We start from the raw sequence: 25,898 nt of genomic DNA on the forward strand, positions 1-25,898 counted from the left end.
GGTCCGCGTCACCCTCGCGCACCGATCGCCATCCCGAACCCGGACCAGGCCGATTCGTGCGCCGGCGTGGAACCGGCCTACACTCGCAGGGCGACTGCGGAGGGCGCGATGCCGTGATCCCGGGCTGGGTGCTGCTGCTGGTATCGGCCGGCTATGTCGGCGTGCTGTTCGCGGTCGCCTATGCCGGCGACCAGCGCGCGCTCACCACGCGCTGGCGCTGGCTGCGCCCGGCGGTGTACGCGCTGGCGCTGGCGGTGTACTGCTCGTCCTGGACCTTCTACGGCGCGGTCGGCACCGCCGCGCGCACCGGACTGGGCTTCCTGCCGATCTACCTGGGCCCACTGCTGCTGCTCGCGTTCGCATGGCGGATCCTGGAGCGTCTGGTGTTGATCTGCGGCGAGCAGCGCATCGTCTCGATCGCCGATTTCCTGTCCTCGCGCTACGGCCGCGCGCCGGGCCTGGCCGCACTGGTGGCGGCGGTCGCGGTGATCGCGGCGGTGCCGTACATGGCCCTGCAGTTCAAGGCGGTGGCGATGAGCGTGGAAGTGCTCGCGCCCGGCAGCAGCGCCGGCACCTTTGGCGACCCGGCCCTGTACGTGGCCCTGCTGCTGGCGGTGTTCGCGATCCTGTTCGGCACCCGTCAGATCGACGCGACCGAACACCATCGCGGCATGGTGCTGGCGGTGGCGCTGGAATCGCTGGTCAAGCTGCTCGCCTTCCTGGCGATCGGCGTGTTCGCGCTGCTGCACCTGCCGGGAAGCGGCGGCGTCGGCGCGCGCGCGTTGCAGGCCGCGCAGGTGGTGACCGCTCCGGGACTGCCGGGCGGTTTCCTGGCGCAGACCCTGCTCGCCTTCGCTGCGATCGTGTGCCTGCCGCGCCAGTTCCACGTTGCGGTGGTCGAATGCCAGGACGTGGCCGATCTGCGCCCGGCGCGCTGGATGTTCGGCGCCTATCTGGTGCTGGTCTCGCTGATGGTGGTGCCCATCACCCTGGCCGGCACCGATGTGCTGGGTGGAAGCGGGATCTCGCCGGACTCGTATGTGCTGGCGTTGCCGCTGGCGCTGGAGCGAGAGGACCTGGCCCTGCTGGCCTATATCGGCGGGTTTTCCGCCGCCACCGGCATGGTGATCGTGGCCAGCGTGGCCCTGGCGACGATGGTGAGCAACGACCTGGTCATGCCCCTGCTGCTGCGCCGGCGGGCGCTGCGCGGCACCGATTCGATCGACCGCCAGGTGCTGTGGGTACGGCGCGCCACGATCCTGGCGATCGCGCTGTTCGCCTACGCCTACCACCGCGGCGCGCTGGGCAGCGACAGCCTGGCGCAGTTCGGCCTGCTCGCGTTCGCGGCGGTGGCGCAGTTCGCGCCGGCGCTGATCGGCGGGCTGTACTGGCGCGGGGCCAGCCGCGTCGGCGCATTCGCCGGGCTGCTGGTCGGCGCCACCATCTGGGCCTACACCCTGCTGCTGCCGGAACTGGCCGGAGCCGGCTGGTTCGACCATGCCTGGATCGCGCGCGGCCCGTTCGACGTCGCTGCCCTGCGCCCACAGCAATTGCTCGGCTTGCAGGGCTGGGATCCGCTGACCCACGGCGTGTTCTGGTCGCTGCTGCTCAACCTGGGCACGTTCGTGTTCGTGTCGGTGCGCTATCGCCCGCGCATGCAGGACCAGCTGCTGGCCGCGCCCTTCCTCGACCCCTATGTCCAGCGCCAGCCGCTGGGGCCGGGCGGATGGGCCGCCGGGGTGCGCGCGGGCGATCTGCTCGCACTGGCCGCGCGCATCCTCGGCGAACGCCCGGCGCAGCGCGCCTTCGAGGAATATGCGCAACAGCAGGCCCGCACCTGGAACGACGAGGCGCCGGCCGACCGCGCGTTGATGCAGTTCACCGAACGCCTGCTCGCCTCGGCGATCGGCGCGGCCTCCGCGCGCCTGACCCTGACCTCGGCCCTGCGCGGCTCGGGCATGGAGCTGGGCGAGGTGGTGTCGCTGCTGGACGAAGCCAGCCAGGAACTGCGCTTCAACCGCCAGGTCCTGGCGACCACGCTGGAGAACATCAGCCAGGGCGTGAGCGTGGTCGATGCGCAGATGCGCCTGGTCGCGTGGAACCGCCGCTACCAGCAGCTGTTCGACTATCCCGACGGGATGCTCTACGTCGGTCGCCCGGTCAGCGACCTGATCCGCTGGAACGCCGAACGCGGCGAGATGGGCGCCGAGGCCGACATCGACACCCAGGTGGTGCGCCGGCTCGAACATCTGCGCGCGGGTACGCCGCATCTGTTCGAACGCGTGCGCGCCAGCGGCCAGGTGATCGAAATGCGCGGCCAGCCGCTGCCGGGCGGCGGCTACGTCACCAGCTACAGCGACGTCACCGACTACAAGCGCGCGGAAAGCCAGCTGCGCGAGATCAACGAGACCCTGGAGCAGCGGGTTGAGCTGCGCACGCGCGAGGCCGAAGCCGCGCAACAATCCAAGACCCGCTTTCTCGCCGCGGTCAGCCACGACGTGCTGCAGCCGCTCAACGCCGCGCGCCTGTTCGCCTCGGCGCTGCGCGAGAGCAGCCGCAGCGGCGAGCAGTCGCATCTGGCCGAACGGGTGGACGCCTCGCTGCGCGCGGCGGAGGAACTGCTCGACGGCCTGCTCGACATCTCGCGCCTGGAAGCCGGCGCGCTGCAGCCCGAACCCAGCAACTTCGATGCCGGCGAGCTCCTGCGCGAACTGGCCACGCAGTACGCGCCAATGGCCGCCGAGCGCTGCCTGCAACTGCGCGTGCGGCTGCACGACGAGCCCATGCCCATATACAGCGACCGTCGCCTGCTCCGGCGCGCGCTGCAGAACTTCCTGGCCAACGCGCTGCGTTACACGCGAAACGGTGGCGTGCTGATGACCGCGCGCGTGCGCGGCGGCGCCGTCGTATTGCAGGTCTGGGATACCGGCCCTGGTATTTCGGAACATCATCTGGCCCAGATCTTCGAGGAGTTCCGCCGCTTCGAGCACTTCGGCATCAGCGGCGAACGTGGGCTCGGCCTGGGCCTGTCGATCTGCCAAAGCATCGCGCGCACCCTCGACCATCCGCTCACGGTCCGCTCGCGCGTCGGCCACGGCAGCATGTTCTCGATCACCGTGCCGTTCGGCGTCACGACGCCTGCCGTGCCGGCGGAAGAAGCGCGCAGCGAAGCGCCGGAGCACTCGCTCGCCGGCCTGTGCGTGCTATGCGTCGACAACGACCGCGAAATCCTCGACGGCATGCGCGCACTGCTCACGCGTTGGGGTGTGCACGCGCTGCTCGCCGCCGATGTCGATGAGGCGCTGGCGCAGCTGGACGCGATGCCACCCGATGTCCTGCTGATCGACTACCACCTGCACGACCGCCTCGACGGCCTGGGATTGATCGACGCGCTGCGCCGACGCGCCGGGCGCGAACTGCCCGCGGCGCTGGTCACCGGCGATGGCAGCGACGCGGTGAAGCTGGGCGCGCGCGATCGCGGCTGCGTGGTGCTGACCAAGCCGGTGAAACCGGCGTCGCTGCGGGCGCTGCTCGCGTCGGTGCGGCAGACGGCTGCAGTCGCGTAGGGCGGGCCCTGGCCCGTCAGACGACGTGCGATGCGGCTCGGGTCCTTGAGCAAACGCAGGGCGGGTCTTGACCCGCCACCACATGTATCGCGAATCCGGGCGGTCGGTCGGGACTCGTTCTACTTTTGTGACTCGAATACGACGTGCATCGCACGTTCGTTCGGCGGGCCAAGACCCGCCCTACGTTCTCATGCGATCGCAGGCGCGCGTAGCGGCACGGCGGGGTTGTCCTCGTACGTGCACACGCGATCGCGGCCTTCCGCCTTGGCCCGGTACATGGCGCGGTCGGCATGCATGAACAGGTTCTCGAATGCGTGGCCGCACAGCTTGGTCGTCGCGCAACCGAAGCTGGCCGTGATCGCCGGCGCATGCTCGATCGAGGACGTGTCGATCCGTGCGAGCTGCTCGCGGCATTCCTGGGCGATGCGTTGCGCGGCCGCCAGGTCGGCGCCGCCGGACAGGATGGCGAATTCCTCGCCACCCAGGCGGCCGAACAGGTCGCCTTCGCGGCATGCGTTGCGGCACGCGGCCGCCACCTGCTTCAGCACCCAGTCGCCGGTCGCATGGCCGTGGCGATCGTTGATGCGCTTGAAGTTGTCCAGATCCAGCAGCACCAGCGCCGCTTCGCGGCCGCTGCCGGCACAGCGTGCCAGCTGCGCCTCGGCCTGCTCGCGGAAGTGGCCGCGGTTGCTGATCTCGGTGAGGCTGTCCACCTGCGCCAGGCGGCGGAACATCATCTGCACGCGCTTGACCTTGTAGGCCCAGTAACCACCAACGCCAAGCATCAGCAGCAGCATGGCCATGCCCAGACGCGTGTTCAGCGCCGACTTCTTGGCGATTTCCTGCTGCAGCTTCAGCACATCGTTCTGGCGTTGCAGCAATTCGATCGACTGGTTCTTCTGCTGCAGCTCGTGGCGGCTGAGCTGAAAGGCGAATTCGCGCGCCTTAACCTCGTCCAGACGGGCCTTGTCGGCTTCGGCGTATTGACGGTATTCGTCGAGCGCGGTGGCCAGATTGCCCCGACGCAGCGCGGCTTCGTACAGCACCTTGTGCGCGGTTACCAGTGGTAGCGAGTACGCGTCCTTGCCGCCTTTGGCCAAGGCACGATGGGCGTGATCTTCTGCGCCGGAAAGATCACCTACGCTTAGCCGATATTCGGCGAGAAGGCCATTGATCTCGCCAATGAGGCGCGGATAACCCGTGGCTTCGACTTCTGACAGGTGTGCCTCCAGGAGCTCGATTGCTTGCGCGGTCTTTCCTTTGGACACCCAGTATCGTGCCAAGTATCCGCGCAACAGATTGCTGGCGATCGGCTCTCGAGCCGTAACACACTGGGAAATGGCGGCATTGATCTCTTTCTCGTCGCCCGGTGGCACACCTAGTCCGAACAGCGCCTCTACACGTAATTGCTGTGCAAAACATTTGCTTCGTGGCGATGAGTCCTGTGCAAGAAGGCGTTCGGCAAAGTGCTGGCCAAGTGCAAACTGCCCATACTGGTTATAAAGAATTGCCGCGGTTAGTGAACCCAGCTCTCTCGCCCCCGCGTCATTCACCTGGTCTTGGATCGCCAGCGCGCTTTCCAGATAGCGAAGCCCAAGCGAGAACTCTCGAGTGATGGCGGCTCCATTGGCAACGAGTAAAGCGGCCCGAAACTTCAAAGGAGCTTCCGACGACTCTTCGTAAACGGAAAGGGCATCCTTTATCGCAGCGTCGTATTGCCCTCCGGCCATTTGCTGATACACATGCAACAATCTGATTTGTCGCTTTTGGTTTGGGGTAGCGGAGTCCTCCATTTTCCCAAGCTCAACTAGAGCCGTCGCAAATGCCTTTGGGTCACTAGTGCGCAGTGTTTCGGCCTCGCGCAGCAACGGATCGATACTTGACGTGGCGGCCACCGAGAGTGGCAGCAGCAAGCCAAGGAGCAATATAACGAAGCCAACCCGAAGTATTTCCGACTTCATTTCGCATCTCCAGCGATCTGCGGAACCGAGCCGTGATGCCTGGCTGCGAACCTGTAGCCAGGCATCACGGTCACAGGCCATTAGGCCGCGCGGGAAGTTGCTTCACGATCAGGTGCTTCTTCCTCACCTTCCTGTTCCTCTTCCTGCGGCTCATCGTTTTCTGCCGGCGCAATCAAGCACATCATGGAGAGACGGCCGCCGAGCAATTGGTTCAGGGCATCGGCATCGCGCGCGATCAGCGCCTGCCGTTCTGCTGCTTCCAGACTCGCGTCAGCGATTGCCGCAGCGAACTCTTCCGGCGACATCGGCTTCGGATTGCGGGCCAGGGTTTCCAGGAACTGCACGACGTTGGACATCTTCGACTCCTTGCGTGGGTGGTGGACGGGCTTGGGTTTCAGGCGGGTTCGACCGCGGCTGGTTCAACCGCGGCAGCTTCGGCGCGCTCCAGCGCCTCGATCTTCGCCAGCATCGCCTCGTCGCGTTGCAGCGGTGCGCACGGCGGCACCACCAGCGTCGAGTGCATGTGCAGCGGTGTGTCCGGCAGGTCGCGCAGGCGCACGGTTTCCATGCGCGGCTGGGTGATCGGCAGGGTGGCGGCCTCGTACACGATGACTTCGTGGTCGGCCGGGTAGTCCTCGCGCAGGCGCTCGACCAGCAGGCGGCGATACTCCGGACCGGTGGCGAAGCGGCGGTAGGTGCGGTCGCCGGCGATGCCGACCTGCCACAGGACCAGGTAGGCGGATGGGTCGAGCCGGCGCCGGTAGAACATCAGCTGGCTGGCCTCGTAGTGCTGGCAGCCCAGCCGGCCGGGGTCGATGCCCAGGTCGGCATAGAGGCAGTCCTCGGCGGAGACGCCCGGCTCCATGTGGGCCGGGAAGCCTTCGCGCCGGGCCTGGGCGATGGCGTCGTGCGGGACCTTGGCGAAGACGCCGGGATGGCCGTAGAAAGCGCCGACCACGGTGCGGCCGGCGCGGACCTCGACCAGCATGGCTTCGACCATGTCGCGGTAGGTCTGGTGGCGCGGCTTGCCCTCGGCATAGTGCGGCTGCAGGCTGCGCACGTCGGGGTGCATCTGCTGCAGCCACAGCTCGACCACCGGATCGGACGCGGCACCGAACACCACATCGGCCTGCTCGATATGGCTGCGCGTACGCGGGCCGATATGGGCACCCAGCATCATCCCCAGGCCGACGCAGACCAGGCTGCCCGGCTCTCCGGTCGTGGACACGGTTCGTCATCCCCCTGAAGACCCAGCGACGATACTCGGCCCATCTGATTTTGCAAGATGGGATCAGGCCGGGGCGCGCCGGATCAGCCAGCGGGCCCGGGGCAGCTCCCAGCGGCACAGGGTCTTGTCCTCGACCCGGTCGGGCGTACGCGCGAAGCCGAACCGGCCCAGTAGCCTGTCGATGATCAGGGCATGGTCGTCGTCCGGGCGCTGCGCGTAGACCAGCGCCAGGCCCATGCCGAGGAAGGCGTGGTCGATCAGCGGCACGAATGCCTCGCTGGAGATGCCGCGGTTCCACCAGCCATTGCGCAGCATCACGCCGAGTTCGGCGCTGTCTCCCGTGCGCAGCAGGGCGGCCATGCCGATCGCCTCTTCTGAGCCTTTGTCGTCGATCGCCCAGAAGCGGTGCCCGGGCTGGTCTTTCGCGTTGTGTCTGCGCGCGCTCTGGAAGCTCTGCGCGGCGGCATCGGCCGACAGCGGCGCCACGATGCGGCGCATGACGTCGGGATCGGTGTAGAGGTGGCAGAACATCGCTTCGTCGCGTGCCTCCATCGGGCGCAGGCGCAGGCGATCGGTTTCCATCGTCGCCATCTTTCAGGGCGTCCCGCGCGCCCATGCCACCCGTACGCAGCCGCCGTTGGCTGCGCTGCGGTCGAACACGCAGTAGTGGCCCGCCAGCAGCGGCAGGCCGAGGATCGACTGGTTGGGCCAGCCCTGGAGCTGGCTCGCCAGCAAAAAATAGGCCTGCCCGGCGCGCATCGCATTGCGCGGCCAGTAATGCTCGGGCGCGCAACTGAGCACCGTTTCGCTGCCATCGGGTGCCTGCAGGAAGAAATGCAGCTCGGGCCAGTCGAGCGCGTCCACGTCGGCATTCGCAACGCCCTGCTGTTGCTGGCGGAAGGTTTGCTGGAATCGCTCGACCAGTGCGGGGATGCGCGCATCGCGCTGGGCGAAGGCGTCGATCACGGCCTGGTACAGCGTTGCCTCGAGGATGACGAAGCTGCAGCCGGTGTCGAGGATCGCGTTGCTCGCGGCCTGGTGTGCGTAGCTGGCATCCAGTGGCGGCGCGACGATGCGCGGACCGTCGCCGACCTGCACCGCGACCAGGCACGCGTTGTAGTAAAGATCGTGGACGATCTGGATATCGTGGAACTCACCTTCGTAGAGCCGGCCTTCGTGCAGGCGATGCGGGTCGTCCTGGTCGGCATGCAGCGAACCGCCGAGCACTATCACGCCCTGGTTGAGCGGGTCGGCGGCCAGTTGCGCGTCGTCGGCGCCGTCGTCCGCGACGTGCACCAGCGCACGACGCAGCAGCAGGCCGAAGCGGTTCTCGATGCGGCCGGCGTCGGCCAGCGCGGTGAACAGCGGCTGCAGCGCGACAGCTGGTTGCGCGCGCAGCAGCGTGGCGAAGGCGGCAAGGTCGGAATCTTCCCGGTCGAACGGCCACGGCCAGGTCTGTGGCGGGTCGACGCCGTGCGCGCCGAGGTAGTCGCGCATGTCGTGCGCGGTGTCCAGGCCTGAATAGGCGAGGCCGAACAGGCCATCGGCATCATGCAGGTCCTGCGCCTGCGCTTCGATCAGCGCGATCGGTGCGCCGTCCAGGTGCACGTCTTCATACAGGCCTTGCAGATGGATTTCCGTCGACAGCACCGGCCCGGCCCAGACGCCGCCGCCGTAGCGCACTTCCTGCGCCCACGATGTCGGCGCGTGGCTGGCGTCGCGGTCGGGATCGTAGGCATGCGGCAAAACCACCAGCGTGCTGCTGCCGGTATCGAGCGCCAGGTTGGCCGGGCGCCGCCCGCTGCCGATCGACAGGGCGACGGTGTAGGCGCCCTTGGCGTAGGCCAGGGTGATCGGCAGGTGCAGGGCGCGGGTCATGCGCCGATTGGAGCAGATCGCGCGGTGCGGTTGGAACCGGTCTGGCCGGTCAGTCCGCTTCTTCCGGCGGCGGCACGATCGCGCCGGGGTCGAGGGCCAGGCGCGCGGCGATCAGCACCGCCTGGGTGCGGTTGCCGGCGCCGAGCTTGCGCAGGATCGCGGTGACATGCGCCTTGATCGTGGCCTCGGACACGCCAAGCTCGAACCCGATCTGCTTGTTGAGCAGGCCGCTGCCGAGCATCTGCAACACGCGGAACTGCTGCGGGGTGAGATCGCGTAGGCGCTGCGCCGCATCGTATTCGTCCGGCCCGGTCGCCGGCGCTGCCAGCGCCGACGCAGGCGCCCAGCGGTCGCCCTCGAGCACCGCGGAAATCGCCTCACCGAGGGTCTTGGCATCAGCCGACTTGGGAATGAAGCCGATGGCGCCGTGATCGAGCGCGCGTCGCATCACTGCAGGCTCCTCTCGCGCCGACACCACCACGATGGGCAGCTGCGGATGCAGCGCGCGCAGATGCACCAGCGCGCTGAAGCCGTGCGCGCCGGGCATGTTGAGATCGAGCAGGAGCAGGTCGGCGTCCGGCTCGGATTCGACCAGCGTGTACAGCGCCTCGACGTTCTGCGCTTCGCGCAGCTGCGCCTCGGGCAGCACCCGCGCGACCGCTCCGCGCAGGGCTTCGCGAAACAGCGGGTGGTCGTCGGCGATCAGCAGGGTTGGCATAACAGCGGGGAATGGGGATTCGGGATTGGAGATTCGGTTTGCTTTCCGGGCTGGCTAATCCCCAATCCCGAATCCCCATTCCCGGCCCTCAGGGCACACGTCGATGCTGCACCAGCGACTCGACCACCGACGGATCGGCGAGCGTGCTCGTGTCGCCGAGCTGGTCCGGTGCGTTCTCGGCGATCTTGCGCAGGATCCGGCGCATGATCTTGCCGCTGCGGGTCTTGGGCAGGCCGGGCGCCCACTGGATGTGGTCGGGCGTGGCCGTGGGTCCGATCTCCTGACGCACCTGACCGACCAGGGCCTTGCGCAGTTCGTCCGTGGCCTCGATCCCCTGCTTCAGGGTGACGTAGGCGTAGATACCCTGCCCCTTGATGTCGTGCGGAAAGCCGACCACCGCGGCTTCGGCGACGTCGTGGTGCGAGACCAGCGCGCTCTCCACTTCGGCGGTGCCGATGCGGTGGCCGCTGACGTTGATCACGTCGTCCACCCGTCCGGTGATCCAGTAGTAGCCGTCGGCATCGCGTCGGCAGCCGTCGCCGGTGAAATACATGCCCGGGTACGTCTTGAAGTAGGTGTCGATGAAGCGCTGGTGGTCGCCGTAGACCGTGCGCATCTGCCCGGGCCAGGAATCGAGCAGGACCAGGTTGCCTTCCGCCGCGCCCTCGAGCAGGTTGCCGTTGGCGTCGACGATGGCAGGCTGCACGCCGAAGAACGGCCTGGTCGCCGAGCCGGGCTTGGCTTCGATCGCCCCCGGCAGCGGCGAAATCAGGATGCCGCCGGTCTCGGTCTGCCACCAGGTGTCCACCACCGGGCAGCGCGCATCGCCGACCACGTCGTGATACCAGCGCCAGGCCTCGGGATTGATCGGCTCGCCGACGGTGCCGAGCAGCCGCAACGACGCGCGCGAGGTGCGCTTCACCGGGGCCTCGCCTTCGCGCATCAGCGCGCGGATCGCGGTGGGGGCGGTGTAGAAGATCGTGACCTGGTGGCGGTCGACCACCTCCCAGAAGCGCGAGACCGTCGGATAGTTGGGCACGCCTTCGAAGACCAGGGCGGTGGCCCCATTGGCGAGCGGCCCGTAGACGATGTAGCTGTGACCGGTGACCCAGCCGACATCGGCCGTGCACCAGTAGACATCGTCCTCGCGCAGGTCGAACACCGCTTCGTGGGTGTAGCTCGCATACACCAGGTAGCCGGCGGTCGTGTGCAGCACGCCCTTGGGCTTGCCGGTGGAACCGGAGGTGTAGAGGATGAACAGCGGATCTTCCGCGTTCATGCGCTCGGGTTCGCAGGTTTCCGGCTGGCCTTCGACCACGGCCTCGTACCAGCGGTCGCGCGGCATCTGCATGTCGACCGCGCCGCCGGTGTGGCGGACCACCAGGACGGTCTCAACGCTGTTGGTGCCGTGCAGCTTCAACGCGGTGTCCACGTTGGCCTTGAGTGGCACCGTCTTGCCGCCGCGCCGGCCTTCGTCGGCGGTGATGATCAGCTTGCTGGCGCAGTCGTGCACGCGGTCGGCGATCGACTGCGGCGCGAAGCCGCCGAACACGACCGAATGCACCGCGCCGATCCGCGCGCAGGCCAGCATCGCCACCACCGCCTCGGGGATCATCGGCAGGTAGATCGTGACCCGGTCGCCCTTCGCGACACCAAGGTTGCGCAGCGCGTTGCCCAGCCGGCACACGCGCGCATGCAGGTCGCGATAGCTGATGTGCTGGGCCGGTTGCGACGGATCGTCAGGTTCGAAGATCAGCGCGGTCTTGTCGCCACGGGCTTCGAGATGGCGGTCCAGGCAGTTCACGCTGGCGTTGAGCTCGCCGTCGGCGAACCAGCGGATGTGGAAATCGTCCAGCGCATAGCTGGTGTCCTTCACCCGGGTCGGCGCGCGCATCCAGTCCAGGCGGGTCGCGACCTGGCCCCAGAACGCGTCCGGTTCGGCGAGCGACGCCGCGTACTGGCGCTCGTACGCGTCGCGGCGGATCCGCGCCGTTGCGGCAAACGTTTCTGGAATCGGGTAGAGGTCCTGAGCGGTCATGGCGAGCTCCCCATAACGGGTGGTTTGCCACCAGTGTGCCCCAGCCGCGGTGCCGCGGGCATGGCTGGGGCTTAGACCTTGGTCGTATCGACCATTGGCGAATCGACGCGCCCGGCCCGGGCGGGCATGGTCGGCGGCGCGGCACTGGGCCGCCGGACTGCGCGGGAGGGGAACATGTCGGATTCGGACCGCATTGCGCGGCACACCGTCGGGCGCCGGGCGCCGGGGATGGCGCGGCTGTCGCTGGCCGTTGCGCTGGCCCTGGCCGCACCCGGCATGGTCCTGGCGCAGACCGCCAAGGAACGCGAGCTCGAAGCACGGGTGGCACAGCTGGAGAAGATGGTCGAGCAGTTGGTGGCGCAGCAGCAGCAGACCCAGACCCAGGTGGCCGACACCCAGGCGCAGGTCACCGAGGTGAAGACCGCGCAGGCGCAGATGCCCAAGCCGGCGCCAGAAGGCAAGCAGCCAATTCAGGGCACCACGATCATGGCCACCGCCAACCCGGGGACCACGTTCTCCTACGGCGGCTTCATCAAGATGGATGCGATGGCCACCGACACCAGCGACGGACGCATCGCGGATGGTTCCGCCGGACGCATGTTCTACCTGCCCAGCCAGATCCCGGTGGGCGACGACACCGCCGAAGGCGGCGATGCCTACACCGATTTCCACGCCCAGTTCTCGCGCTTCTGGTTCAGCGCCGACCACGTCACCGATGCTGGCGACAAGTTCAAGGCCTACATCGAAGCCGACATGTTCGGCGGCGGCAACAACGCGCTGGCCGGCAACGAGACCGCGACCAATACCTACGGGATCACCCTGCGCCAGGCCTACGTGAGCTGGAACGAGTGGCTGGCCGGCCAGACCTGGTCGAACTTCATGGACGTGGCCGCGCTGCCGGACGCGGTCGACTTCATCGGCCCGACCGACGGCACCGTGTTCGTCCGCCAGGCCCAGCTGCGCTACACCAAGGGGCCGTGGTCGGTCTCGGTGGAAAATCCGCAGACCACGGTCACGCCGTACCTCGGCACGGCCGCGCGCTTCAATACCGGCGACAACGTCGCGCCGGACATCACCGCACGCTGGCTGACCAAGGGCGACTGGGGTCACTTCACCGTCGCCGGCCTGGTGCGCCAGTTCAAGTTCGGCGACGACACCGAAACCGGCGCGGCGATCAGCGTCTCGGGCAAGTTCAATCTGGGCGCCAACGACGACATCCGCTACGCGGTGAACGCCGGCAGCGGCATCGGCCGCTATCTCGCCCTCGGGCTGGGCAGCGACGTGGTCCAGGATGCGAACGGCGACCTGCACGCGCTCGACGGCTACGGCGCCTTCGCCGGATGGCGCCATGCCTTCAATCCGAAACTGCGCGGCAACCTGTTCTACTCGATGGCGCATTTCGACAACGACGTCGACATCACCGGTTACGGGGTCACCGAGCGCGCGCATTCGCTGCATGCCAACCTGATCTACTCGCCGTTCCCGAAGCTGGACCTGGGCGCGGAGCTGATCTACGGTCAGCGTTTTCTCGAGGACGACCGCGAAGGCGACCTGAGCCGCCTGCACACCCACGTCAAGTTCAGCTTCTAAAGGGGAGACCACATGTCCACCACCACCGTCGAAGCCGCACCCGCGCCGCTCACCCAGGGACACAAGAAGGTCATCTTCGCCTCCAGCCTGGGCACCGTGTTCGAGTGGTACGACTTTTACCTGTACGGATCGCTGGCCGCGATCATCGCCAAGCAGTTCTTCAGCGGCCTCAACGACACCAGCGCCTTCATCTTCGCGCTGCTGGCGTTCGCCGCCGGCTTCGCGGTGCGTCCGTTCGGCGCGGTGTTCTTCGGCCGCCTGGGCGACATGATCGGGCGCAAGTACACCTTCCTGGTCACGATCGTGATCATGGGCGCGTCGACGTTCCTGGTCGGCGTGCTGCCCAACTATGCCAGCATCGGCTTCGCCGCGCCGGCGATCCTGATCGCGTTGCGGTTGCTGCAGGGCCTGGCGCTCGGCGGCGAGTACGGCGGCGCAGCGACCTATGTCGCCGAGCACGCACCGCACGGCAAGCGCGGCCTGTACACCAGCTTCATCCAGACTACTGCGACGCTGGGCCTGTTCCTGTCGCTGCTGGTGATCCTGGGCGTGCGTACCTGGCTGGGTACGGAGGCCTTCGAGGCCTGGGGCTGGCGCATTCCGTTCCTGCTGTCGATCGTGCTGCTGGGCGTTTCGGTGTGGATCCGCCTGCAGCTCAACGAATCGCCGCTGTTCCAGCAGATGAAGGCCGAGGGCAAGGGCTCGAAGGCGCCGATCACCGAGAGCTTCTTCACCAAGAACGGCCGCATCGTGCTGCTCGCCCTGCTCGGCGCCACCGCCGGCCAGGCCGTGGTCTGGTACGCGGGCCAGTTCTATGCGATGTACTTCCTGACCCAGTCGCTGAAGGTCGATGCCACCACGACCTGGTTGCTGATCGCCGCCGCGCTGGTGCTCGGCACGCCGTTCTTCGTCTTCTTCGGCTGGCTGTCGGACAAGATCGGGCGCAAGGGCATCATCATGGCCGGCTGCCTGATCGCCGCGCTGACCTACTTCCCGCTGTTCAAGGCGCTGACCCATTACGCCAATCCGGCGGTCGCCGAAGCCAGCGCGAGCGCACCTGCGGTGGTGCATGCCGACCCGGACACCTGTTCGTTCCAGTTCGATCCGGTCGGCAAGAAGGTCTTCACCAACTCCTGCGACATCGCGACCGCGGCGCTGGCCAAGGCCGGTATTCCGTACACGATCCAGGCCGCACCGGCCGGCACCGTCGCCAAGATCGCGGTCGGCACTACCGAAGTGGCGGGCTACGAAGGTGCAGGCCTGGCCAAGGACGAGGGCAAGGCCAAGGCCGATGCCTTCGGCGCCGAGCTCAAGACCGCGCTCACCGCGGGCGGTTACCCGGAGAAGGCCGACCCGGCGCGGATCAACAAGCCGATGGTGCTGCTGATCCTGTGGGTGCTCGTGATCTACGTGACCATGGTGTACGGCCCGATCGCGGCCTGGCTGGTGGAGCTGTTCCCGACCCGCATCCGCTACACCTCGATGTCGCTGCCCTACCACATCGGCAACGGCTGGTTCGGCGGCTTCCTGCCGACCATCGCGTTCGCCCTGGTCGCGGCGACCGGCAACATCTACTACGGCCTGTGGTATCCGATCGTGATCGCGGTGATGACCTTCGTGATCGGCACGCTGTTCCTGCGCGAGACCAAGGACGTGGATATCACGAAGTAGCCGCGGCCGCTTAGCGGAAAAGACGCCGGCCGCTGGCCGGCGTCTTCGTTCTGGCGATGGGCCGCTGCCCTAAGCCCCGCCCAGTACCTCGAGGAACCCGCGTCGCCACGCGTTGATGTCGTGCCGGCGCAGGGTCGCCAGCATCGCGGCATGGCGTTCGCGCCGCTCGGCCAGGGACATCGTCGCCGCCTGCGCGATCGCCTCGGCCACGCCGTCGATATCGTAGGGATTGACCAGCAGCGCCTCGTGCAGCTCGTACGCCGCGCCTGCGAAGCGCGACAGCACCAGCACGCCCGGATCCTCGGCGGCCTGGGAGGCGACGTATTCCTTCGCCACCAGGTTCATCCCGTCGCGCAGTGGCGTGACCAGGCCGATATCGGCCACCCGGTAGAAGCCGGTCAGCACGTCGTGGCTGAAGTTGCGGTTGACGTAACGCACCGGAGTCCAGTCCGGATCGGCCTGGCGACCGTTGATGCTGCCCGCAAGCCCCTCGAGTGTGCTGCGCAGCCGCTGATAAACGGCAACGTCCGTGCGCGAGGGCGGCGCGATCTGAAGGAAGGTGACCTTGCCGGTGTGTACGCGATGGGTTTCCAGATAACGTTCGAACGCCCGGAACCTGCGCGTCAATCCCTTGGAATAGTCGAGCCGGTCCACGCCGATGGCGAGCTTGCGCACGCTCAGGCTGGCGCGCAGACGCCGCACCGTGGCCCGGCGCATGGCGTCGGCCGCCTGCGCCTCGATCGCAGCGGTGTCGATGCTGATCGGAAACGCGCCCACGCGGAAGCGGTGGCCATCGGCCATCAGGACCTGGCCCTGCTCGTTGCGCACGTCCGCGCCGCGATACAGGCGCATGTAATCCTGCAGACGCTCGACGTCGCGGCGCGTCTGCAGCCCCACCAGATCGTAGGCCGACAGGTTGCCGAACAGCGCCTCGTGCCCGGGCAGTGCGGCGAGCAGATCGGACGAGGGCATCGGCACATGCAGGAAGAAGCCGATGCGGCCGCCGAACCCGCGTTCGCGCAGCAGCGCGCCGAGCGGCAGCAGGTGGTAGTCGTGCACCCATACGGTGTCGCCGTCCCGCAGCCTGGGCATCAGCGCATCGGCGAAACGCGCATTGACGCGCAGGTAGGCGTCCAGGTTCTCGCGGCTGTATTCCACCAGGTCCAGCCGGAAGTGCAGCAGCGGCCATAGCGTCCGGTTGGAAAAGCCGGCGTAATAGCCGTCATATTCGGCCCGAGTCAGGTCCGTGGTCGCATAGGTGATGCGGCCGGCGCGCTGCGCGTGCACCTCCCCCGCCGGCGCCGGCGCACGATGCCCGCTCCAGCCGAACCACAGCCCGCCGCGTTCGGCCAGCGCCGCACGCAGCGCCACCGCCAGTCCTCCGGGCCGCTCCTCGTCGGGCAGGGCGACGCGGTTGGACACCACGACCAGGCGCGATGCCGCGTTCATCCGGCCTCCCGCCATGGCCGCGACAGCCGCATCGCGGCAATGATCAGCCCGACGTGCGAATAGGTCTGCGGGAAGTTGCCCCAGGCTTCGCCGTCGGTTTCGAACGCCAGATCTTCCGACAGCAGACCGAGTGGATTGCGCCGCGCGAGGATGCGCTCGAACAGTGCGCGCGCCTCGTCGATCCTGCCGATCGCCGCCAGCGCATCGATGTACCAGAACGTGCAGATGGTGAAGCTGGTCTCCGGCAAGCCGAAATCGTCGGCCTCGACATAGCGGAACAGCGCATCGCCGCGCTTGAGCTCGCGTCCGATCGCCTCGACCGTGGCCACGAAGCGGGGATCGTCCGCCTGCACGAACCCGACATCGGCCAGCAGCAGCAGGCTGGCATCCAGCCGGCGGCTGTCCCAGGATTCGACGAAATGCCCCGCCGCCTCGTCCCAGGCGTGCGCCGCGATGCGCGCATGCATGGCATCGGCGCGTTCGCGCCAGAAGCGCGTGCGCTCGTGCAAGCCGAGCTGCGTCGCGATCTTCGCCAGCCGGTCGCAGGCGGCCCAGCACATCACGCTCGAATAGGTATGCACTTCCTCGCGGCCGCGGAATTCCCACAGGCCGGCGTCGGGCTGGTCGTACAGCGCGTAGGCGCGCTCGCCTAGCGGTTCCAGCCGGCGGAAAGTGGCCTCGTCGCCCGGGTGCTCGAGCCGCAGATCGAAGAACAGCTGCGACGAGGCCAGGACCACGCTGCCGTAGACGTCGTGCTGCTTCTGCACCCAGGCCAGGTTGCCGCGCCGGACCGGGCCCATGCCGCGATAGCCGGCGAGCGATTCCAGCTCGTCCTCGGTCAGTTCGGTCTCGTAAGCGATTCCGTACAGCGGCTGCAGGGCACCGTCCTCGCCCACCGCCAGGTTGAAGATATAGCCCAGGTAATCCTCCATGCTGCGCGTGGCGCCCAGCCGGTTGAGCGCGCGCACCACGAAGGTCGCGTCGCGCAACCAGCAATAGCGGTAGTCCCAGTTGCGCGAGCTGTGCGGCGCTTCGGGGATGGAGGTGGTCATCGCGGCGACGATCGCGCCGGTATCCTCGTACTGGCACAACTTGAGGGTGATCGCACTACGGATGACCGCTTCCTGCCAGTCCAGCGGGATCGACAGGTAGCGCGTCCATTCGCGCCAGTAGGCGTGGGTACGCTCTTCGGCCTGGCGCACGAAATCGGCCACGCCGCGGCGCAGCGGTTCGTCCGCGCCCAGCACGCAGTGCATGTCCCGATCGAGCACGAACGGTTGCGCCTCACGCAGCAGCCGCACCGGCACGTCGCTGGTGAAGCGCAGGGGATGGCCCGGCACCTCGTAGCGCACGTGGTTGCTGCCCCACTTGCGCTGCGGCGCGCGCGCGCCGTAGTCGCACAATGGACGCAGGACGATGCGCACCCGCGGCGTGCCGGCCAGGGGCCGGATCCTGCGCGCCAGCATCACCGGCCGGTAGAACCGCCCGTACTGGTGCCAGCGCGGTGCGAAGTCGGTGACCTCCACCGCACCGCCACGTGCATCGTGCAGCACCGTGCGCAGGATCGCGGTATTGCTGACGTAATGCTGTTCGGCGTGGGAGAAATCCTCCAGTTCCACTGCGTAGTCGCCGCCTTCTGCCTGCGGCGACAGCAGGCTGCAGAACACCGGCTCGCCGTCGAAGGCCGGCACGCAGGCCCAGACCACGCGCCCGCGCGCGTCGATCAGTGCCGCGAAGCTGCCGTTGCCGACCAGGCCCAGATCGAGGCTGGCTTCCAGACCCGCTTCCCTCACGCGATCGGTTCCTTGTGTACACCCAGCCATGCGTGCACGGCTGCGACATCGTGCAGCGCATAGCGCGCCACGCTGGGCTCCCGCGAGCCGACCAGCACGCTGATCCCGCTGCGCAGGTTCACTACTTCGAATCCGTGCTCGTCGGTCAGGTCGTCGCCGGCGAACACCGGTGTGCGCCCGGCGAACGGCGGCTCGCGCAGGAACGCCTCGATGGTCGTGCCCTTGTCCGCGCCCTGCGGCCGCAGTTCGACGACGTGGTCGCCGTGCTGCAGGTGATATCCGCTCAATTCCATCGCCGCCGTGGCGGCAAGGGCCTCGAAATCGGCCGCGGCCAGCGGATCGGCACGCCAGTGGAAGGCCAGCGCCACACCCTTGTCCTCGACGATCGCGCCGTCGTATTTCGCCGCGATCTGCAGGCCAGCCTCGCGCACGCGCGCCAGCGCCTCGACCGAGGCGCTGGGCGCCTGTTCGACCACATCGCCATGGCGGCGCTGCAGGCCATGCAGTCCGGCGCAGGGCAGCTGCAACGGCGCGAACAGCGCATCCAGGGTTTCGATCCTGCGGCCGCTGACGAGCGCCAGCGCGCCCTCAAAACCGCGTTGCAGCGACTGCAACCGGGCCACGAGCGCGGCGTCGACCGCCACAAGATCCGGCGCGTCGGCGAAATCGATCAGCGCACCATCGACGTCAAGAAACAGCGCCATCGTCCGCGGGTCCAGTGCGGGCGGGGCTGCACGGGGAACGAGTGCATCCGGCATCCGGGCATTGTGCAGGCCGGCGCGTAAGGATCGCGTAAGGACTCACGCGGCGAGGGATTTGTGGGCGCTCCGCTCCCGCGCAGTGGCCCCCAGGCCAATCTTGCGCGCTTTGCCGTTAGCGCGGTGGCGCGGCAAGCTCCTTCGCGCTGAGGAAGCCGTCTTGATTGCTGTCCTGCTTCTTGAAGGTCGCCGCCAGGCGCTCGCGGTGTTGCGCGCGCGTGATCGGCTTGCCCTTGCGACCGGGAAGTTCATCGGCCGTCAGCACCGCGTCGCGGTTGCGGTCCATGGCATCGAAGGCATAGCTCAGCCAGTCCTGGTATTCACCCGGCGAGACGCGGGCGTCGCGATTGGCATCCATTCGCGCGAGATACTCGCCGGTGCCGCGTAGTTGCGCATGCAGGACCAAAGGGAGCCCCGCCAGGACCAGGAAGAACAGCTGGAAACGCATGCGCCGGATTCTAGGCCAAACGGGTTCTCACGTGGGGCATGAATCGATCGACCGCACACGCTGCGCACGCGCCCAAAACGAAAAACCCGCCGGATCGCTCCGGCGGGTGGGGTCGATCTCGCAACGATGCAGGTTCAGGCGCGCGCGGACTGCAGCGAATAGCCCTTGAGCCGCGCCGAATACTCCTGCAGCACGCGGATGCCGCTTGCTTCGGCTTCGTGGCACCAGGCCTGCAGCTGGCGCAGCCGCTCGGCGGCGTCGTTGCTGCGCGCTTCGAGCACCTCGCTCAGGCGCGCGCGATACTCGACCAGCGTGCGGATGCGCGGACGCTGTGCGACCCAGGTCTGCAACTGCTCGCGCGCCTCGGGGTTGAGCCAGCGGCCATCGTCGACAATGCCCTTGCGCAGCGGCCGCGGCAGCAGCGCCCGCAGTTTGGCGCCCGCAGCGGCGGCTTCCTCGCGCAGGGCGGGCGTGAGCACGTTGCGCTGATAATCTGTCATCGCCTGGAAGCGGTGTGCCAGCAACGCCTTCATGGTGTCGGCATCGGGCACATTGATGTTGGGCCGCACGTCCAGCGAAGGCGCGACCCGCAGCACCTTGGCCAGCCCCAGCGTCTCCAGCCCCTTGATCGCGGCCCAGCCGATGTCGAACTCCCACTTGCGCAGCGCGAACTTCGCCGACGACGGGAATGCATGGTGGTTGTTGTGCAGTTCCTCGCCGCCGATCCACACCCCCCAGGGCGTGAGGTTGGTCGCGGTGTCGGTGGTCTCGAAGTTGCGATAGCCCCACCAGTGGCCAAGGCCGTTGACCACGCCCGCCGCCCAGAACGGAATCCACGCCATCTGGATCGCCCACACGGCCACGCCGGCGAAGCCGAACAGGGCGAAGCTGACGAACAGCAGTAGGGTCGGACCCAGGGTGGCGTGCGGGGTGTAGAGCTTGCGTTCGATCCAGTCGTCCGGGCAGCCCTTGCCGTACTGCTCGATTGACGCGCGATCGCTGCGGGCTTCGCGGTACAGCTCGACGCCGCGCCAGAACACGGTCTTGATGCCCTTGTACATCGGGCTGTGCGGATCTTCTTCGGTCTCGCACTTGGCGTGGTGCTTGCGATGGATCGCCGCCCACTCCTTGGTGATCATGGACGTGGTCAGCCAGGTCCAGAATCGGAAGAAATGCGCCAGGACCGGATGGAAATCGACGCCGCGGTGCGCCTGGCTGCGGTGCAGGTACAAAGTCACGGAGAAGATCGTCAGCTGGGTTGCAACCAGCAGATACAGCGCCAGGCCCCAGAAGCCGGTCTGCAGCAGGCCGCCGGCGAGGAAGTCGAGCAGGGAAACGGGCATTATGAAACTCCAACTGGCACTCGCCAGCAAACAAGATGCGCCCAGGATCGGTCGCGCCCTGGAGCATGATGGGGCCTGCGGCGCCCCACGTCACCCGTCGCCCGCGTACGGTGTTCAGGTCGCCATCCCGGCCTGGGGAGGCGCTGCGCTCCGACCAGCCCCGCCGGCCGCATTCGGGCTGCCGCAATGCTCGCGCGCACCCATTCGCCGTCCGTCGGCGGACACCGCAGGTGTTGGTTTCCGTGCCCGCCCACCCCAAGATCGGCCGATGCCCGAGCTTCCCGAAGTCGAGACGACCCGCCGCGGCCTGGCCCCCCACCTCGAGGGCCGCCGGATCGCTGCGGTCACCCTGCGCCGGCCGGACCTGCGCTGGCCGATCCCGGCCGAGATCGCCGAACTGCTGCCCGGGCAGCGGATCGAGGCGGTCCGTCGCCGGGCCAAGTACCTGCTGCTGGACACCGCCGCCGGCAGCGCCCTACTGCACCTGGGCATGTCCGGCAGCCTGCGGGTTCTTCCGGCGGCGACTCCGGTGCGCGAACACGACCACGTGGATATCGCGCTCGCCGGGCGCGGGGCGCGACCCGGGCGGGTGCTGCGCTTCAACGATCCGCGCCGCTTTGGTTGCCTGTTATGGCAGGCGCCGGGCGATGTGCACCCGCTGCTGCTGGGGCTGGGCCCTGAGCCGCTGTCTGAGGGCTTCGATGGCGCGGCTTTCGATGGGGCAGCTTTCGATGGGGATTACCTGTTCGCACGCAGCCGCGGACGCAAGGCTCCGGTCAAGACCTTCCTGATGGATCAACGGATCGTGGTCGGGGTGGGCAACATCTACGCGGCCGAAGCCCTGTTCGCTGCCGGCATATCGCCGCTGCGCGCCGCCGGACGCGTCTCCCGTGAGCGCTATGCCGCGCTGGCCGAGGCCGTGAAGCGCATCCTGGCGCACGCAATCGCCCGCGGCGGAACCACCCTGCGCGACTTCCTCGCCCCGGACGGCGCGCCCGGCTATTTCGAACAGGAACTGGCCGCCTACGGCCGCGGCGGGGAGCCATGTCCGCGCTGCGGCCGCGCCCTGCGCCAGGCCTCGATTGGCCAGCGCACCACCAGCTGGTGCCCCAACTGCCAGCGCTGAGCGCTGGCCGCGCCGCGTCGTCCAGGGCGTTCGCGGTATAGTCATCGTTCGTCTCGGGGAAGGGCGATGGCCGATACCGCCGACATCACCCAATGGTTGGACGCTGCCCACGAGGGCGATGCCGACGCCATGGGCAAAGTTCTGTCCACGCTCTACCAGGAGCTGCACGCGATGGCGCGGCGGCAGCTGGCCGGGCAGCAGGGACACACGCTCGATGCGACCGCGCTCGTGCACGAGGCCTACCTCAAGCTGGTCGGCCGGCGCGAGGCGCAGTTCGAGGATCGCGCCCACTTCTTCGCCTATGCGGCTTCGGCCATGCGCAGCGTGGTGGTCGACTACGCGCGCCAGCGCCTGGCGCAAAAGCGCGGCGGCGACCTGCACCGGGTGACCGAACTGCCGGAGGAAGTGGAAGGCGGACTGCGCCTGGACGAGGAAATGCTGGGGCTGGACACGGCGCTCACGCGGCTGTCCGAGGTCGACGAACGCCTGGCCCACGTGGTCGAGCTGCGCTACTTCGCCGGCCTGTCCGAGCTCGAGATCGCGGCCCTGCTCAAACGCTCCGAGCGCAGCATCCGCCGCGACTGGCAGAAGGCACGGATGTTCCTGCTCGCCTCGCTGCAGGAACGCTGAGCACGCGCACATGGCTCCGCGCGCCGCCGTGCCGCGCCATGCCGCTTTCCGCGTTGCCATCGCCATGGTCCGATTCAACGCCCGGCCAGGCCCGGCATAACCATGGAAGCCGAACGCTGGCGCCGCCTCTCTCCGCTGCTCGATGCGCTGCTCGAGCAGGAAGCGCCCGTGCGCGCCGAAAGCCTGGCTTCGCTGCGCGAAAATGATCCGCAGCTCGCCGACGACCTGGAAGAACTGCTCAGGCTGGAGGAAGACAGCGAAGACTTCCTGAGCGAGCCGGTGATGGCGCCGATGCCGGGGCTGGGCACGGGCAGCATCATCGGCCCGTATCGCCTCGAGCGCATGCTCGGCGAGGGCGGCATGGGCCAGGTCTGGCTGGCGCAGCGCAACGACGGGCTGTACCAGCGCCGGGTCGCGCTGAAACTGCTGCGCCCCGGCCTGGCCGATCCCAACCTGCGCCTGCGCTTCACCCGCGAGCGCCAGATCCTGGCGCGGCTGGAACACCCGCACATCGCGCGCCTGCTCGATGCCGGCATCAGCGGCGACGGGCAGCCGTATCTCGCACTGGAATACGTCGAAGGCGAGCCGATCACCGACTGGTGCCGCGCGCACGAGATCACGATCGACGCGCGGCTGCGGCTGTTCCAGCAAATCTGCCGTGCGCTGAGCCATGCGCACGCCAACCTGATCGTGCACCGCGATCTCAAGCCTTCCAACATCCTGGTGACGCCGCTGGGCGAGGTGCGCCTGCTCGACTTCGGCATCGCCAAACTGCTCGACAGCCCCGAGGCCCTGCCCGACCACACCCGTACCGGCGTGCGCACGTTCACCCTGCACTACGCCGCGCCCGAGCAGCTGCGCGGCGAACCGGTCACCACCATGACCGACGTCTACGCGCTGGGCATGGTGCTGTTCGAACTGCTGGCCGATGCGCGTCCCTACCGCCTCAAGCGCCAGAGCGATGCGGAATGGGAGGAGGCGATCCTGCACGCCGATCCGCAGCGCGCCTCGCTGTCCTTGATGCGCACCGCGGAGGCGGAACCCGACCGCGAGAACGCGCAGAACCTGCGGCGGCGGGCGCGCATGGTTGCAGGCGACCTGGACAACATCGCGCTCAAGGCGCTGGCCAAGCGCCCCGAGCAGCGTTATGCCTCGGCCGAGGCGCTGGCACTCGACGTGCAGCGCTTTCGCGACGGCAAGCCGGTGCAGGCGCGCCCGCAGGGCATCGGCTATCGGATCCGCAAGTATGTCGCCCGCCATCGCTGGGCGTTGGGGACCGGCGCCCTCATCGCAATCGTGCTGGGGGCCGCGCTGGGCATCGTGGCCTGGCAGGCGCAGAACGCCGTCCGCGAGGCCACGCGCGCCCAGGCCATGCAGGCCTTCGTCGTCGGCCTGATCGAGCAGGCCGGCAACGCCTCGGCCAACGGCCAGCTCGATCTGCCGCGCCTGCTCGACACCGGCCTGGAGCGCGTCGATCGCGAACTCGCCCGTCAGCCCGAGACCCGGGCCGAGCTGTACGGCGTCATCGCCCAGCTGCGGGTAGGGCTGAGCGACTATCGCCAGGCCGATGCACTGCTGCGCCGCCAGGCCGCGCTGATCGCCAGCCTGCGCGATCCACCGCCTGCGCTGGTGCTGTCCTCCACCGCGGATCTCGGTCGTATCCGCCGCCTGCAGGGCGATCCGCAGGACTGCATCGCCACGATGCAGACGCATAGCGAATTCGCCCGCCGCTACGAGCGCCAGGCCACGCTCCAGGCCGCGGAGTTCTATTCGCAGCTGGGCCGCTGCCAGCGCGCCACGGGAGGTGCTGCGACTGCGCGACTGCTGTTCCAGCGATCGCTCGAACTGCGACGCTCGCTGCCCGATAGCGATGTCGGCATGGTCGAGAACCTGGCCGACCTGGCCAGCCTGCATGCCGATGCCGGCAATGCCGGACAGGCGCTCGCCGAGTACCGCCAAGCGCTGGGCGATCTGCGCGCACGCGTGGGCACGCGCCACCCGCTGTCGATCGAACTGGAACGCACTATCTGCGCGCTCGAGCGCAGCGAAGGCCGTCTGGGTCAGGCCGAGCGCCATTGCCGCGGCGCTCTCGCCCTGGCCATGGACCTGCATGGCGGTCAGCATCGCGCGACCGTGGATGCGCGCCGTCAGCTCGCGGCGCTGTTCGTGGATCAAGGACGCTTCGGAGCGGCGCAGATGGAATTCCGGCAGTCGCGGCATTGGCTCATCGCCCGACTGGGCGCCCACCACACCGACGTCGCCCGCGACGACAACAGCCTGGCGATCATCGCCTGGGAGCAAGGGCGCACCCGCGAGGCCCTGTCCCTGTTCGACCATGGCCTTGCGATCCTGCGCGAGGCGCCAGCGCCGAACAATCTGGCTGGGCTGTTGTTCAACAAGGCCATGGTGCTGCACGAGTCGGGTGCCGATCGCGAAGCCCTGCCCCTGCTCGTTGAAGCGCGCAGCCTGCGCGTCGCACAGGTGAGTGCGGATCATCCGCTGGTGGGCGATACCGACCGCCTGATCGGGGAAGTGCAGGCGGCGCTTGGACAAGCGGCTGCCGCGGAAGCCAGTTTGCGTTCGGCGAGCAGGCTCACCCGTGCCGGCTATGGCGAACACCATCCGCATACCCATCGGGCGGCGCTCTCGCTGGCCCGGTTCCGCGCGCTGGCCGGCAGCTCCGTGAACCCGGCCGCGCTGCGTGCCATCGACGCGATCACTCGTGTGCCCGGCACCGATGCCGAAACGGCCAAGCTGCGCTGGCGCGCACGCGCCTACGCCGCACAGGCGCGTTGCCGGCAACCAGAGGCGGCGAACGAGGCAGCCGCCAGTTTGCAGGCACTGCAATCCGAACTGGCGCGCGCGCAACCGGAAGGAGGCGAGCTGGGCCGCGAAGTCGCCGCGATCCATGCCGCCTGTTCGGCCGGGCCGCCCGGCATCGCGCGCATCAGGTGAGCGGAAGCGAACCCTGCAGCGGTTCGATCCGCCCGTCCCCGCGCACGATCTTCTTGAACTCCGCGCGCGACACCGACACGTAGCGCTCGTTGCCTCCGATCTCGACCTGCGGTCCGTCCTGCACGGCATAGCCGCGTTCGTCCACGCGCACGGTCATGGTGGCCTTGCTGCCGCTATGGCAGATGGTCTTGATCTCGACCAGTTCGTCGGCCCAGGCCAGCAGGCACTGGCTGCCCTCGAACAGCTCGCCGCGGAAGTCGGTGCGCAGGCCGTAACAAAGCACCGGGATGCGCAGCGCGTCCACCACTTCGGTCAGCTGCCACACCTGCGCCCGGGTCAGGAACTGGGCTTCGTCCACGAGGACGCAATGCAACGGTCCGTGCGCGTCGACATCGCGGCGCACCTGCTCGAGCAGATCGTCGCCTTGGTCGAACGCCAGGCCTTCGGCGCTGAGCCCGATGCGCGATGCGACCGTACCCGCGCCGTCGCGATGATCCAGCCGCGGGGTCAGGATCATCACCCGCATCCCGCGCTCGCGATAGTTGTGCGCGGACTGCAGCAGGGTCGTGGTCTTCCCCGCGTTCATCGCCGAGTAGTAGAAGTAGAGCTTGGCCATGGCCCATAGGGTGGGCCCTGACCCAACGCGCTGCAACAAGCGTGCGCGGCGCGATCGACCGATGAAGCCGAGCAAGTACCACCGACTACTCCGGACACGTCTGTAAACTTGCGCCTCGCTCCGGAAGTCC

At 68.1% G+C, this 25,898-nt stretch carries 19 protein-coding genes; 6 read left to right on the plus strand and 13 right to left on the minus strand.

The window, feature by feature from the left end; all coding sequences use genetic code 11:
- Nucleotides 1–113 precede the first annotated feature (113 nt).
- Nucleotides 114–3,566, plus strand: a complete 3,453-nt coding sequence (locus MC380_RS07015) for a PAS domain-containing hybrid sensor histidine kinase/response regulator (protein WP_242102304.1) — start codon at nucleotides 114–116, stop codon at nucleotides 3,564–3,566.
- Between the two features lie 188 nt (nucleotides 3,567–3,754).
- On the opposite strand, the gene MC380_RS07020 is transcribed toward MC380_RS07015, so the two are convergent.
- From MC380_RS07020 to acs, 7 genes are all read right to left on the minus strand, one after another.
- Nucleotides 3,755–5,527 carry a GGDEF domain-containing protein gene (locus tag MC380_RS07020; RefSeq protein ID WP_242102303.1) on the minus strand — a complete coding sequence of 591 codons (1,773 nt, stop codon included), beginning with the start codon at nucleotides 5,525–5,527 and terminating at the stop codon, nucleotides 3,755–3,757.
- 80 nt (nucleotides 5,528–5,607) lie between these two features.
- Nucleotides 5,608–5,883 (minus strand): hypothetical protein, encoded by a 276-nt coding sequence (locus MC380_RS07025; protein ID WP_242102302.1) that lies wholly within the window; start codon nucleotides 5,881–5,883, stop codon nucleotides 5,608–5,610.
- A gap of 38 nt (nucleotides 5,884–5,921) precedes the next feature.
- On the minus strand, nucleotides 5,922–6,755 hold the full coding sequence (locus MC380_RS07030; RefSeq protein WP_343223548.1) for an SAM-dependent methyltransferase: 834 nt from the start codon (nucleotides 6,753–6,755) through the stop codon (nucleotides 5,922–5,924).
- Between the two features lie 63 nt (nucleotides 6,756–6,818).
- The gene (locus MC380_RS07035; RefSeq protein WP_242163891.1) at nucleotides 6,819–7,337 is read right to left on the minus strand and encodes a GNAT family N-acetyltransferase; all 519 of its coding nucleotides are present in this window, start codon (nucleotides 7,335–7,337) and stop codon (nucleotides 6,819–6,821) included.
- 12 nt (nucleotides 7,338–7,349) lie between these two features.
- Nucleotides 7,350–8,633 (minus strand): pepsin-like aspartic protease, encoded by a 1,284-nt coding sequence (locus tag MC380_RS07040; protein WP_242102300.1) that lies wholly within the window; start codon nucleotides 8,631–8,633, stop codon nucleotides 7,350–7,352.
- 49 nt (nucleotides 8,634–8,682) lie between these two features.
- Entirely contained in the window at nucleotides 8,683–9,351 is a 669-nt protein-coding gene (locus MC380_RS07045; protein ID WP_242102299.1) for a response regulator transcription factor, read from the minus strand.
- A gap of 88 nt (nucleotides 9,352–9,439) precedes the next feature.
- Nucleotides 9,440–11,389 (minus strand): acetate--CoA ligase, encoded by a 1,950-nt coding sequence (acs, locus tag MC380_RS07050; RefSeq protein ID WP_242102298.1) that lies wholly within the window; start codon nucleotides 11,387–11,389, stop codon nucleotides 9,440–9,442.
- 228 nt (nucleotides 11,390–11,617) lie between these two features.
- On the opposite strand from acs, the gene MC380_RS07055 reads away from it, so the two are divergent.
- Complete coding sequence (locus tag MC380_RS07055) at nucleotides 11,618–12,979, plus strand: DcaP family trimeric outer membrane transporter (protein ID WP_242102960.1); 1,362 nt, start codon at nucleotides 11,618–11,620, stop codon at nucleotides 12,977–12,979.
- A 12-nt stretch (nucleotides 12,980–12,991) separates the two neighbouring features.
- Nucleotides 12,992–14,650, plus strand: a complete 1,659-nt coding sequence (locus MC380_RS07060; RefSeq protein WP_242102297.1) for an MFS transporter — start codon at nucleotides 12,992–12,994, stop codon at nucleotides 14,648–14,650.
- A 69-nt stretch (nucleotides 14,651–14,719) separates the two neighbouring features.
- Here MC380_RS07060 and otsA read toward each other — a convergent pair whose 3' ends face one another.
- From otsA to MC380_RS07085, 5 genes are all read right to left on the minus strand, one after another.
- Nucleotides 14,720–16,099: an alpha,alpha-trehalose-phosphate synthase (UDP-forming) gene (gene otsA, locus MC380_RS07065; protein ID WP_242102296.1), complete on the minus strand. Its 1,380-nt coding sequence runs from the start codon at nucleotides 16,097–16,099 to the stop codon at nucleotides 14,720–14,722.
- Nucleotides 16,096–17,877, minus strand: coding sequence for a glycoside hydrolase family 15 protein (locus tag MC380_RS07070; protein WP_277929366.1), 1,782 nt, complete (start codon nucleotides 17,875–17,877; stop codon nucleotides 16,096–16,098). The genes otsA and MC380_RS07070 overlap by 4 nt, the downstream gene beginning before the upstream one ends.
- An 11-nt stretch (nucleotides 17,878–17,888) precedes the next feature.
- Nucleotides 17,889–18,596: a trehalose-phosphatase gene (otsB, locus tag MC380_RS07075; protein WP_242163893.1), complete on the minus strand. Its 708-nt coding sequence runs from the start codon at nucleotides 18,594–18,596 to the stop codon at nucleotides 17,889–17,891.
- A gap of 169 nt (nucleotides 18,597–18,765) precedes the next feature.
- A complete protein-coding gene (locus tag MC380_RS07080) occupies nucleotides 18,766–19,107 on the minus strand; it encodes a hypothetical protein (protein ID WP_343223550.1) in 342 nt (113 codons plus the stop codon).
- 125 nt (nucleotides 19,108–19,232) lie between these two features.
- Nucleotides 19,233–20,441 (minus strand): fatty acid desaturase, encoded by a 1,209-nt coding sequence (locus tag MC380_RS07085; protein ID WP_242102292.1) that lies wholly within the window; start codon nucleotides 20,439–20,441, stop codon nucleotides 19,233–19,235.
- A gap of 268 nt (nucleotides 20,442–20,709) precedes the next feature.
- Between MC380_RS07085 and mutM the strand changes: the two genes are divergently transcribed.
- From mutM to MC380_RS07100, 3 genes are all read left to right on the plus strand, one after another.
- Nucleotides 20,710–21,567 (plus strand): bifunctional DNA-formamidopyrimidine glycosylase/DNA-(apurinic or apyrimidinic site) lyase, encoded by an 858-nt coding sequence (gene mutM / locus MC380_RS07090; RefSeq protein WP_242102291.1) that lies wholly within the window; start codon nucleotides 20,710–20,712, stop codon nucleotides 21,565–21,567.
- Between the two features lie 66 nt (nucleotides 21,568–21,633).
- The gene (locus MC380_RS07095) at nucleotides 21,634–22,197 is read left to right on the plus strand and encodes an ECF-type sigma factor (protein WP_242102290.1); all 564 of its coding nucleotides are present in this window, start codon (nucleotides 21,634–21,636) and stop codon (nucleotides 22,195–22,197) included.
- A gap of 102 nt (nucleotides 22,198–22,299) precedes the next feature.
- Nucleotides 22,300–25,152 (plus strand): serine/threonine-protein kinase, encoded by a 2,853-nt coding sequence (locus MC380_RS07100; protein ID WP_242163895.1) that lies wholly within the window; start codon nucleotides 22,300–22,302, stop codon nucleotides 25,150–25,152.
- Here MC380_RS07100 and MC380_RS07105 read toward each other — a convergent pair.
- A complete protein-coding gene (locus tag MC380_RS07105; RefSeq protein WP_242102288.1) occupies nucleotides 25,145–25,768 on the minus strand; it encodes a thymidine kinase in 624 nt (207 codons plus the stop codon). The genes MC380_RS07100 and MC380_RS07105 overlap by 8 nt on opposite strands.
- Between the last annotated feature and the right edge of the window lie 130 nt (nucleotides 25,769–25,898).

It is taken from the genome of Lysobacter sp. M15, assembly GCF_022662515.1.
Taxonomy (GTDB): domain Bacteria; phylum Pseudomonadota; class Gammaproteobacteria; order Xanthomonadales; family Xanthomonadaceae; genus JAKPBU01.